General features: G+C 51.7%; 7 protein-coding genes. 2 read left to right on the top strand and 5 right to left on the bottom strand.

Annotation, left to right across the window (positions count from 1 at the left end):
- The 3 genes from WCI03_13950 to WCI03_13940 form a co-directional block, all read right to left on the bottom strand.
- A partial coding sequence (locus WCI03_13950) for a YDG domain-containing protein (protein ID MEI8140955.1) occupies positions 1-1912 on the bottom strand: 1912 nt, incomplete at its 3' end.
- 541 nt (positions 1913-2453) lie between these two features.
- Positions 2454-5942 (bottom strand): hypothetical protein, encoded by a 3489-nt coding sequence (locus tag WCI03_13945; GenBank protein ID MEI8140954.1) that lies wholly within the window; start codon positions 5940-5942, stop codon positions 2454-2456.
- An 85-nt stretch (positions 5943-6027) separates the two neighbouring features.
- Positions 6028-6774 carry a hypothetical protein gene (locus WCI03_13940; GenBank protein ID MEI8140953.1) on the bottom strand — a complete coding sequence of 249 codons (747 nt, stop codon included), beginning with the start codon at positions 6772-6774 and terminating at the stop codon, positions 6028-6030.
- A 561-nt stretch (positions 6775-7335) separates the two neighbouring features.
- Here WCI03_13940 and WCI03_13935 point away from each other — a divergent pair.
- On the top strand, positions 7336-8070 hold the full coding sequence (locus WCI03_13935; protein MEI8140952.1) for a choice-of-anchor K domain-containing protein: 735 nt from the start codon (positions 7336-7338) through the stop codon (positions 8068-8070).
- Between the two features lie 106 nt (positions 8071-8176).
- Positions 8177-9163 carry a hypothetical protein gene (locus WCI03_13930; protein MEI8140951.1) on the top strand — a complete coding sequence of 329 codons (987 nt, stop codon included), beginning with the start codon at positions 8177-8179 and terminating at the stop codon, positions 9161-9163.
- On the opposite strand, the gene WCI03_13925 is transcribed toward WCI03_13930, so the two are convergent.
- Together WCI03_13925 and WCI03_13920 are read right to left on the bottom strand one after the other, a co-directional pair.
- Positions 9150-10073, bottom strand: coding sequence for a hypothetical protein (locus WCI03_13925; GenBank protein MEI8140950.1), 924 nt, complete (start codon positions 10071-10073; stop codon positions 9150-9152). The two genes, WCI03_13930 and WCI03_13925, sit on opposite strands and share 14 nt — an antisense overlap.
- Positions 10070-11473, bottom strand: coding sequence for an Ig-like domain-containing protein (locus WCI03_13920; GenBank protein ID MEI8140949.1), 1404 nt, complete (start codon positions 11471-11473; stop codon positions 10070-10072). Before WCI03_13920 ends, WCI03_13925 begins: the two co-directional genes overlap by 4 nt.
- Between the last annotated feature and the right edge of the window lie 734 nt (positions 11474-12207).

Below are 12207 nucleotides of genomic sequence, written 5' to 3'. Positions count from 1 at the left end.
TGGCTGTCACATTGCCGTCATAGCCCTTGTCCACTCCTGTCGCTGTCACGGTCAGCGCCTTGGCCGTGATATTGGCGGTGGTGCTGGCAGTCGTATTGAACGTGTAATTCCCAGCATCGGTGCCGGTGACGGCGATGCCGCTGACGCTGACCGGCTTGGCGGTGCCCGCGTTCTTGTTGTTGAAGGTGGCTGACGTGTTGCTCAGGGTAAGAACATCGCCTGAAACACGGTTATCGGCAAGCGTCACCGTGGCTGTCACATTGCCGTCATAGCCCTTGTCCACTCCTGTCGCTGTCACGGTCAGTGAACGTTTGTTCACCGTCAGGGCTGTGCTGGTGTCGTTCGGAGCGGGGTTAAGATTGACACTTCCGGCATAAGCATAGGTGATGGTATAGGCGCTGGCAGAGTAGGGTATGGATTCCGCTGGAAAACTTACTGAGAATCCCCCCGCCCCACCAGCGATTGTGGCGTTTTGGGATGACCCGTTGATTGTGATGCTGACCGTTTCCCCAGCAGCCGGATAAACCGCACCGGCGGACAGCGTGCCTCCCAGCGTCACGCTGGTTGCACCATAGGTGATGGCTTGGCTGGCGGTTAGATTGGAGAAAGAGGGAGTCGGCTTGGTGACAACCAGATTCACGTTCCCGAGGACGACCTGGATGGAGGCCGTCGTTCCCGCCGCCAGACCAGTTCCCGTTACAGCAACGGAATAGCTTCCGGCGGTGGTGATGTTTCCACTCGCTTGCTGGATAAGCCTGTATGTACCAATTCCCAACGGGGTCGCAGCTGCATTAGTGACGGTGAACGCGTTGCCATTGAGCGACAATGTTCCCTGTGAAATGTACAAGGAAGGATGTGTGGTGTCGCCGGTAAACGTAGTCGGCGTAAACGTCAGCACGATAGGCCTCGCGCCCATGTTGACGGTCCCGGCAGAAGGGCCTTTAATGGTGGCGGCTGCCCCGACAGTTGTGCCATTTCCACTGGCTAGCAGCGAGGCGCTGGATCCCCACGTGTAGGGTGTGGCCTTGGCCGACACATCAAAGGTGGTCCCCGCCGCGATGTTCACACTGGATGCAACATTAAGCGAACCGCCACTCGCCAGTGCCAGGATGCCGCCACTGATCGTCGTGTCGCCATTGTAACTGTTGGCACCGCCGAGAATGAGGGTTCCCGTGGAGGTCTTATTCAGACCTCCTGAGCCGTTAATTGCCCCGCCCAACGTCACGGTTCCCACCGATAGACTGGTACCGCCAACCTGAATTGTTAGGTCTCCGGTGAGCACCACAAAGGGCGCCCTATTTATGATAATGGGTGCTGTTGCCGAGTCGTCCTGATTAAAGATCATGGTTCCCGCGGAAGGGAATGATGCGGCGGTCGTATTGATCGTCAGTGTCCCGACACGATTGGCGAGGCAGGATCCTGAGTCAAAGGTCATTGTGTTGGCAGGTGTGGTTCCCCCTGTAATACCGAAATCAAGGGAGGCCCCACTGTTGATATCGAGGGTGGCGGAGTTCGCAATGGCATAGGCGTTAAAAATAAAAAGCCGTCCGCTATTTACGGTTATGGCCCCTATCGTGCAGGCACTTGCCGACGGGCTGAGAATCAGATCGCCGCCACCATCCTTGGTCAGACCACCTAACCCAGTAAGAATGCCGTTAATCGTGGTGCTATTTCCCCCAGTGATCGTTAGCAATTTACTTGCTTTCGTGATGGCACCACCAAACGTCAGACCTCCACTCGCTGCGTTCCACGTCTGAGCCGCACCCATCGTAATGGGACTGGTGATTGTTTGGAGGGCATCATCATTGTTGACCACTCCGCCGCCTTGTATGGTCAGAGTGCCTCCCGACTTGGTTACGGTGAACGCGGCCGCACCAGAATTAAACGTAATCGAATTGATGTTGTAACTCACCGATATATTTGGAGAGGTCCGGGTGCTTCCGCCAAAAAAAATGTTATCAACTCCGGTTCCGGGTGAAGGTGGCACGCTGTTTGGGTTCCAATTGTTGGCTGAGTTCCAGTTATTGCCCAAGGTGTACCCGCCGTCCCAGAGATAATTCGCAGCGCCGGCAGTCGACACTCTAAGCATTGAAGCAACAATCGTGATTAGGAGTATGAGCGTTTGTTTCTTCATGATCATTTCCTCCGATGCTGACGGGAGGCGCTGCGTGGAGCGGCGCCGGTGAGGTTTGAAATATCCATCAGTTCATCAATTCGGTGTTTCATCCCATTACTCTCAGTTTTCAGATCGTTTCAATTCCCCAAAACTCTCAACTCTTCAAGTCGTCATATCTCCATTGCACAATTCATGCCACTGGAAATCATCCCGAAGAAAACAAATCCACGCATAGTCACAACCAATTGAAAATAAGGAAGATATAATTGAATGAATTACAGAATGAATTATTTTCAAGACACAATTGATGTTCGGTATTGTAATGATTGCCGACAATTCAGGGGAAGGTTCCTCTGATCCTGAAGAAGCCCCGGCCACAAGGTTCAATGGCCTCACAAAACTCGTTTGACACACCGGTTGGAGGCCTGTTGGTGAATAGTGGTTGCCAAGAAGAACCGTTGGGATTCAGGCAATCAGTAAACTCCAATATCTGACTGGATTCCACTCCTCCCTGCCACTTCACATGTAGGCCGCTTTTATCATTTTGTAGACTCAGAATTTTGAGGACAGAGCTGGCATTGGTGGGGTTTGTATCGGCAAGGTATTCCTGCCAATTGGATAGGCCATCCTTATCATTGTCATCCATTTCTGCGAGAGCACAGCTACCATTGGTCAACCCGTGCATCGTCAGCCACCATTCCGGTGTACCCAATGGAGCCAACGCCGCCACGAGATTTGTCACATTATCCAGATAGAAACGATCTGTTACATTGGTACGGTTTGCGTCCCCGAAAAGCATGCCGAACTTGAGGCCAATGCTATGGGTGGTGGGCAGGGTTGTAAACGTACGGGAGGCATACGTCCAATCAGCAGCAGCCGTCCCAATGCTCAGGCCATTAGGCCATTGCCAGCCCCCGGTACAGTCGGCATTGGGTGCTTCAAGTATCTGGAGCTGCATCTCGCTATCACCCGTAAACCCATCCCCTTCCAAGCGGCCGGTATGGCCGGTAAAACCGGGCCCGATGGCCTTATACCAGAATCCAACCGTGTACTGCGTCCCCGGCAAGACAGAGAAGTAGTACATCCGTAAAGGCTGAATATACTTGTCACTCCCGCCCTTCGCATAGGGTCCCGGAGTCGCCATGGCGGCGGCAGTTCCGCGAATACCGGCATGCATGCTGATAGACCATTGGGCGTATTGATTTCCGTTGGTGCCATTGATCCACCAGGTTTGATTTGGATAGCCAGGGTTGCCGGCCCCGATGACGGCGCCTTCAAAATCAGGCAAAGGTAATTGCGGCTCCATGGCGGCAGGGTCGAGACGGAAGCGGAAGGTGTGCATCCGGGGAGAACTCATGAGCAACTCAACGCTCTGATAGTCTGTCCCATCCAGCTTCACTGAAAACGTGGTCTCCCACGTTCCCGACTCGGCGTTGAAGTCGCATTGCCAGAAATCATTGCCATGAACCGCCTGCCTCACTGTTGTCCAAACACCATCAAGGTATTCCTCCAGAATAGGGCCACGGTAATCACTTAAGCCTGTGAACGTGAACGGAACATAACCTATGCCGCCTATGACGGTAAAAGCCGCCACATTGTTGGTGGCCCGGATCTGGATGGGATATAAATGCTCCACCACACCGGTTTGCGCAGACACGCTGAGTGTATTTCCTGCGGCTTCACGCAAGGCGAGTCGATAATTGTTTTCGTAGTTTGTCAGGGCGACTCGGAAATGAGCATTAGGCCCATAATATCCGGCGGGATAGCGGGGAATGTAGAAACGTTCAATCTCAGCCTCCACATAGTCACCCGCCTTCAACGTTGTGACGCCGGGTGGCGGCACGAGGTCAAGAATCGAGCCGTCTGCGGTGCTCCTCTCGGCAAGATAGGGAGGAATATCGTTTGTGCCATTGATGCGCGCCTTCCATGAACGGATGATGAAACCGCGATTGGCTGCTGTAAGTCCATCCTCCGGTGGCGAATCCATAGTCATCACCCAGGACATTGGACCGGTGAGCGCCACGGGCGTTCCGATATACTGGTTTTGACCAAAAGTGGCCGCCCACTGTCGAAGCGGAGCCAGATTGGTTGATGTTCCAAAGGCATGTGTGGCGCCATTGTTCCCGTTGTACGTGTCAGCAGCTTCCTGAAAGAAAACGAGACGACTGAATGAGGTGTCAGCTTTCACATCAATACGGAGATGGTGCAGGCCACGCGTATAATCATCCGAGCGGTAGAGCCCGGCGCTGAAATTGAACTCCATGGCGTCGTCATCAGTTTTCCCGGCATATATGACATCAGTCAGGTTTGGACAGTATCGCGCATACCGTGTTCGCATACGGTTGTGCCGACACGGCTGGCCTGCAGCATCGAAGTATCTGAGGAATGAAGCCCCACCAACGTTGATACCCCATGCCCCATGATTCCCGTTGTCATCGGTTACGAGCATGGGCCGCGAATCGGCGCAATCATTGTCAGTCAGGACGTGCTCGGCATCGTAGGTCAGAGCCTCACCGTAGTTGCCCAGAGCAGCCTCGTCCCACTGCTGGTTTCCGCCATAGCCAATAACCGATAATTGCGAGTGTGTGGCAGCAGGTAGCCCGCCCCAGTTCTGTCCGACCATAACCAGTTCAAAGTTCAAGGCGGCACCGGCAGGAACCGTCAACATCGTGAGCCCGTGAAACCACCAGCCTTGAAAACGTTCACCTGCAGGGGATGTATGCCAATTCTTGGAGAGTTGGACCGGTATTCCAACAGGATATTGGTGTTCATCGCGAAGCAGGGCGGTGAGGCCGGGAATGTAGAAGGGAATCCCGTCAAAATTGAGCCGCAGGACGCGGGGGCTGGACGTCAAATTGGTTACGGCAAGGCGTGTCCGCACGAGCCCATCATCTCCTGTGCCGACATCATTACGCAGGGAGACATCATACCAACCGCGATCGCTGTCATAGGAGGTCACCAGGCCGGTCACGGTGGGAGCAAGCTCGGTTGCGGCGAGCGTTAATGGCGAAGCTTCTTCCGCCACGGCATCGGCCAATACGCCAGCCACGTTGGAGCCTGCAGGGTAGATAATGAACCCAACGGAGTACTCCTGACCGGCGATCCAATCACTAACAGCAGTGCGAACTGTCACCAGCCCCGTGTCAGGATTCACGATGAGTGAAGCACTCCCGGCACTTTTAAGGAATCCAAAGCCGGAACCATCTGCCGCCAGTAACGCCCGTCCCATGCTATTTGACAACAGGGTTGAATAAATATTGGTCAGCCCGAGAGTCATCTCGGCCTGCCCATTGGCGACTGTATTCGAAGGCACCAGCCGTAGAACAAAGGAGATACGATCCGGCCAGGCCGCCACTTCGAGGCCACTTTTCTGCAGATCCAGAGCGGGCCCGCCAGGGAGGCTCACCTTTTGCCAACGTCGTTGAAAGAATTTACCACACTCCACAAGTTGAGCGTCGTGATTATCGCTGCTGGCAGCCAAAACAGGGTTGGTATGGCCATTAGCTGTGACTTGGCAGGAGAAGGTGACGGGGGGGAACGCGGGGAAACTGGCGGCGTTTGATTCGGTCAAAGCAGCGGATTCCAAGGGTGATGAGTATAGCGGAAACAGTGTTGCTGGGCCCAGAATCGACACATTGAAAGACATCGCGTAGCGGGAAGTCTTGATATGATAGATAGGGTTCAGCATGCCATTTTGCCACCACATGTAGCCATAATCCCGCACATTGGCGAAACATGGCGGAGGGAGCGCGTGTACTTCGATAGCCCCACCCAAGGCGCCAAGAGCCACACACGCACCAATGCGAAAGGATTTTTGGATATTCATGAAGGCTTCCGCCTCGTGTCATCAGTAAAAAAAGGCGGGCACCGTTGTACCCGCCTTCTTAACAACCCGATATGATTTGATCTGATCAGCTCAACTTGCGACGCAGCAAGCCTAACCCAGCCATACCCAGACCGAGTAAGGTCATCGTCATGCCGCCATCGGGGACGCTTGTGCTTGGAGTCACATTGTCCAGATAGAACTTATCCGTGGAGCTTCCCGCCGCATCAGTTCCGAACAGTATGCCAAACTTCACGCCAATGCTTTCGGTAGTAGCCAAGGTCGTGAACGTATAAGAGGCATACGTCCAATCAAGAGCCTGATCTCCAATATTCAAGCCCGGGTTATTTGCCGTTCCCCAAGTCCAACCTCCACCATTTGCATTGGGGGATTCAAGTACCACGAGCGACATCCAACTTTCAGCTGCCGCTCCACCGTTCCCAGTAATTCCCTGGAATCCCTGACCAATGGCCTTATATGCAAAGCCGATTGTGTATGTGGTGTTCGGATCCACATCCAGATAGTACTGACGCAGACCAACACGGTAATTCTCGCTATTTCCCTGAGCCAGCAGTCCAGGCGTTGCCACGGCACAATCACTACCGCCAATACCAGATCCACTGCCAATCGACCATGAGGCATAGTCAGTACCAAGTCCGCCCATACCATCTTTTACCCACCACGTCTGGTCAGCAGGCTGAGCAGGACCCGGAATACTCGTAAGACCTTCAAATCCGCCATTTTCGAACATAAGGGCATAACTCTGAGCCCCCCCTCCTAGCACCAGCGACGATACTGTGGCGGCCATTAACACCTTACCGAACATCGATTTCATAACTATTTTCCTTTCTATCGGATTGTTAACACATTTCTCTACTTGGAATCAGTAGTTAGCACAGGCTATGCCAGATTATTAGAGACCCGGAGTATTGGATCGGAAGCTTCACATCATCAAAGCGTTACAACATCATCATGTCGTGCAATGAAAATATTACTCATGCTGATTGTGTAAAATAAACCAACAGATTTAACTTGCGCTGGTTCAAATTCGAGTGCTCCGCAGCATCCAAATCTTTTCATAGATTCCGGCTACGAGTGAACTGGGTTTTAAGTTAATCGCAACCGGGCGCCCTGCGAAGACGGCAGAGGTGGGTAATAACTGTCAAAACTTCTTACATTATCCATTCATACGGGCAAGAAATCATGCGACTAAACTGAAGAGCAACACCTTCCTCATTAATCTACAACTAAATACCTTCCAACATATTACAACTATTCTGAATAACTTTATGCATTAATTCAGGCAGCAATGATCTCGCTTGGCACACATCTCGCTAATTATCTTTTGCAGTTACGATGTGTTTACATGATGCAAAATGAAAAAGTGAGGTGCTTGATGAAAAAAATATTGTTTCCAACGTTAGCAGTGATAGCAGGTTTGAATCTAACCGCATACGCCATCACGTTCAGTGGCACCGCCATCGGATCGTGGAATGACCCAAATACCGAATCTGGGTGGTCACATTGGAATATTGCCAATAACGACCATGGCGGAGTCTCCAAAGTTACCTGGGGCGATCCTGCTTATTGTTTCGATAAGCCGAGTTATCTCCAATTCGATGGAGCAGGGAGCGATTCAGATGCATTGCCGCCATCTTGGTCGAGTGACCAGTATGTCAATAACCCTTTCCTGCTTGGAAGCCTGACTTATTATAATGGAACACAGTGGTCAAACACAGGCCTAGAGGGTGTGGATCTGGCCATGAAGGTGTCCATAACGGGACCACTTCCCGCTTACGGAGACCTCCCTGTTTTGGAATTCGGGATGGGGATTAACAATACAATCAACCCGAACGGCGATACGGTACTATTTCTCGATGTCCCTGACCCAATAGGCTTCACCTACGGGGGGCAGAACTATTCTTTCGAAATACTGGGTTTCTCCCTTGATAATGGGATTAATATGACCCGTCAGATTTATGCATGTGAAGGCGGCACCAAGTTGGGCAATTTCTATGCAAGAATTTCTTCCACCGGTGGCGGAACAACCGTCCCCGACAATTGCTCCACAGTAGTCTTACTCGGGCTTGTGGCCATCGGCCTGGGGGCATTAAAGGCTAAGTTTGCCTGAAATACCGTAAGCCGTACGTGAAGCCCGTGCCCTTGTGGCACGGGTATTTTTTACCAATCTTGATGAATACGCTGCTTGCAGAATTTGCTGCTTGCAGAATTTGCATATGAAAGATACCGAATATTTTTCTACCGGTGAAGCGGCAAGATTGCTCGGGATTTCCCGCTCAACGGTATCACGGCGTTTCGACGAAGGCTCGCTCCTCGGTAAAGCTCATCCCATTACCGGGGAGCGACTGATCTCTGCTGAAAGTATAGATCATTTCCTCAAGGAATATGTTCGACCGGTCGAGGCAAGCTCACTGACTACCAGACAACTTGTCCTCCGCAGTGATGCGCAGGATTTGATAGGACTGGTTGAATCCGTAGCCATCGCGGATCGACGCATCAAAATGGATATCGCATCACGAGGATCAGAAGCGCTGATTATTTGTGCCCGGAAACCAACGGATTTACTCATCCTGGACGACACCTCCACCGATATCACCTCTCCCGCCATCATTCGTTCGCTTCGAGAAATCGATGCTCGCCACATATTGACGGTGCTATGTTGTTTGCGGGACAGCACTCCCCAACAAGTCGCCACTTGGGGCGCCGATGCGCAACTCCCACTTACCGAAATGAATTCCACTACGCTCGAGTCTTGCCTCTATGATTTGCTCAGACTTACGCGTAGGGAACGTAGCAACCAAACCGTCGCGGTGGAACATAAGCGAAAGTGGCCCCGGCATACTCTCAATGTCGCGGGGACGATCGGAGTGTACCGCGTCCCAACGCCGGAGGAACAAATGTGGGGGAGCGTCACCGTGGACAACATCAGTCTCGGTGGTGCGGGACTTTCCAACGTGAAAATCCACTCAAATTCCCTTCCTGCGGAATCGTTCCGGATGCTGCTTCAAATCGATGCCCCTCAACTGCATGACTGGCAGGCGCACTGTCAAGTTGTGCGCCTAAAAGTGAATGGCCAAGTCACCGCCGGCGTTCAATTTACAAGCATGTCTCAGGACTGCCAAAACAAACTCGAGTATTTTGAACGTACCTACAATTCCCATACCGCCACGGCTCTATCCGGTGTCGAATTCAGTCGAGGCTAACAGCCACAAGGTTAAGCAGTGCCGTATCCTTTAATTCACCAGCAGGAAATTGCTGGACCCAGGTATTAGCCCCTTGGGAATCCTGCTCTGACCATCGCTGAACCGTGGCAATAACGGCCTGGTTTTGGGATTCCCCGGGCCATAGAGTTTCTGTGATCAGCGTGACTGCTGTTTCCGGATTTTGATCAGCCACCGCCGTTGTAATGGATGCCAGTACCCGTTCACGCAGGGCCAACTCGGGAATCGTACAGGCCCATTCCGTCGCGGCTAACGCATCAGTGTTGGCCCACTGACTTATAGCATGAACCACTAGATCATCGCGATTACGGCTCGGCGACAGCGCCCCTGCAAGAGCCAATGCTTGGGCAGGATCATTTCGAGCAGCCTCATAACCCAGATTTATGAGAATATCGACTTGGGTTTCATCTAGGGGAAGCTGGACAGCCCACGTAATGGCTTTAGTCACATCACGCTCAGCCCACGCGAGCGCAACTTGATTCAAGGCATCCTTACGCACGACGGGATCAGGTTGCTGCATGGCCCAGGCGGCAGCTGCAGAGGGATCCTCCTCAGCCCACTGGCGGATATGCTGTTCCGGTTCTTCAGTGGCAGAGTCAGGTGATTTTGAATCAGCAAGACTGGCAATGGCATTGGTATCACAAAGACCACCACTGTCGGATTGTCCGGGGAGGATAGCATAGCTCCGAGCAGCAGACTGCTCAAAAATCACCGGCTCAGCCGGAGGCTTCGCCCTACCCTGAGAAGTCTCTTGCATTTGGGTAGGGCATGGCGCCGCGCCTGCAACGCTGTAGCACTGCGGGCAGGTCCCTTCCGAGCCGTCTTGATGCAGTACAATGGCTAACCCAAGCATGAGCACACCAAGCCCACCTATACTCCAGCACTGTTTCACGGCACCACCGTGACATTGTCGATAGTAGCCGTACTGAGCGTGTTTGTCGTACCGGAAGCCGTCGCCTGCCCGAACGAGATCGTAGAGGCCATGGAGATCGATTGATTGCCAATGCTCGTCCAAGTGGACCCATTGGATGATTTATATGCCGTTATTGTGAGACCTTTACGAACCAAGCGAACCCAGTTATTGGGACTCACATTGCCCGTGCTCGTGGTTGTTTTGACAGAGCCCCCCGTGCTCGTCCGCCGCAAAAACTCTATCTTGCCACTGGCCAGCAGCGAAAGCGTGATCTGCCGTGAACCGCTGGTAAGTGATTCACGAATCATGATACCCGCCTTGGCACCGGTACCCGCATTTTGAAGCGACGATACCCGCGCCTTGATTTCGCCGTCACCACTCAACACCTGATACACAAAACGGAATTTATCCGCCGTACCGCTGATGTTTCCGGCACCTGAGACAGAGAAGACCCCATTCGAATACGAAGCATTCCCGGAAACAATTCCTGTCCCGATGTTCTGAGTATTCCAAGGCGCAGGAAGGGCGTTGACCACAACGGTCACCGGTGAGGAATCGATCGTGCCGGCCTCATATACCAAGCGGGCGGATAGAGAATAGGTGCCTGACACTGCGTTACTCCAAGTGTAGATAAATGGAGACGAGGTCTCACCCAGCAGGTTGGTACCATTTAGAAATTGGACTCTGTTCAGACTGTGCCCGTTGGCGGTGACAGTGGCCGTAAGCGGGATCGTCGCCGGAGCGGTGAAAATCGCACCATTACCAGGAGAGCTCAGGACAATGTTTGGCAGGGCCAACACAGTCACAAACACTGTCGCCCGGGAACTGTTGCCAGCTTCATCAATGGCAGTCAATATTACAGAGGTGATACCGGCGCCAATCATAGTGCCTGCGGCAGGGGCTTGGGTACAGGATATTCCAGATGGTAGCGAGCAATTGTCCGTGACAGTGGCATTCTGCATTAAATTTGGAATGGCAACCAACCCGCCCGCATCAACATTCAAAGATAGTGAGGCGCCCACAGAAATCGCTGGAGGCGTTGTGTCTGGCACCGTCACAACAAGTTCAGTCGAATAATCGCTCTGAATACTATTACTAGTGTACGCCGTAACCGCAAAGAAATAGGTCGAACCCTGCAGAAGATCGGCCACACTGAAGGTATTCGTGTTACCCACATCCAGAACTGTTGAATAACTTCCTGAAGAAGCTCCACAATATAACTTGTATCCGGCCAAGTCGGATACTGTCGATCCATCAACAGTGTTGGTGGTTGGATCCCAAGCAAGGGCCACCGCATTGGCGCTCAAGCTCAAATTTTGAAAACCCATTAATAGTCCGATGATTAGTCCCGCATATTTAATGATTTTAGATAAGTTCATAAGTCGCCATTCTCCCCTGTTCATATATTTCTGAGCATTGCTTCATTTTATTCTGCACAATTATGTACATAGCGTCATTCATGCCGAGGGAGCTGTTCTAGGGTATATATGGGAAAGTTTATCTTTCAAAATTATGCCGCTATTACGTCGTAATAATCTGTGCCACAACACTTTAGATATTAATATAAATCGCATAGCCCATTCAGCACCAGACTTGCAATATTGTCAGAAACGAGAATTTAATGATGACTCCTCTTTACGAGCACAAAAAAAGGAGAACCATGGCGTGGTTCTCCTTTACTCCAAATAATACTAAAATATTGTCGGAATATTTTACAAATTCACATTTTTTGTAAATAACGCCGTCTGTTCGGATTTACACGACGCGACATATTCAATTGAATATAAACAACTTATATTAAAATACAATAACAGTATCCATTAAAATTTATTGGCATAGCACATGCTGGTATTCAAGTTGTCAGAAAGATGAGATGTGAATATGAAAACATGTATATATAAATTAATAAACTCGTTAGCCGTAATTACGGGACTTGTTTTGGCCGTAACTCTGGCTCCGAGTGTTCACGCAGTAACAATCAGTGCTCCTTTGACTGTAGAAGCTTGGCAGTCTTTAAACTCGAGCACTCCGCAGACGGATCCAGAATCCCCGACCTATGTGTTATTTCCCGCAAATAGCGCGTAGTGCCGTCTGTTTTTGAGCCGGAGTGAGG

Source organism: bacterium, from assembly GCA_037143175.1.
In the GTDB taxonomy this organism is placed as follows: domain Bacteria; phylum Verrucomicrobiota; class Kiritimatiellia; order CAIKKV01; family CAITUY01; genus JAABPW01.
The sequence above is the reverse complement of the archived record's forward strand: the minus strand, read 5'-3'. Positions and strand labels throughout refer to the sequence as shown.

Coding starts and splice junctions, on each gene's coding strand:
- WCI03_13945 (MEI8140954.1), bottom strand. CDS start 5,942: ATGAATATCCAAAAATCCTTTCGCATTGGTGCGTGTGTGGCTCTTGGC.
- WCI03_13940 (MEI8140953.1), bottom strand. CDS start 6,774: ATGAAATCGATGTTCGGTAAGGTGTTAATGGCCGCCACAGTATCGTCG.
- WCI03_13935 (MEI8140952.1), top strand. CDS start 7,336: ATGAAAAAAATATTGTTTCCAACGTTAGCAGTGATAGCAGGTTTGAAT.
- WCI03_13930 (MEI8140951.1), top strand. CDS start 8,177: ATGAAAGATACCGAATATTTTTCTACCGGTGAAGCGGCAAGATTGCTC.
- WCI03_13920 (MEI8140949.1), bottom strand. CDS start 11,473: ATGAACTTATCTAAAATCATTAAATATGCGGGACTAATCATCGGACTA.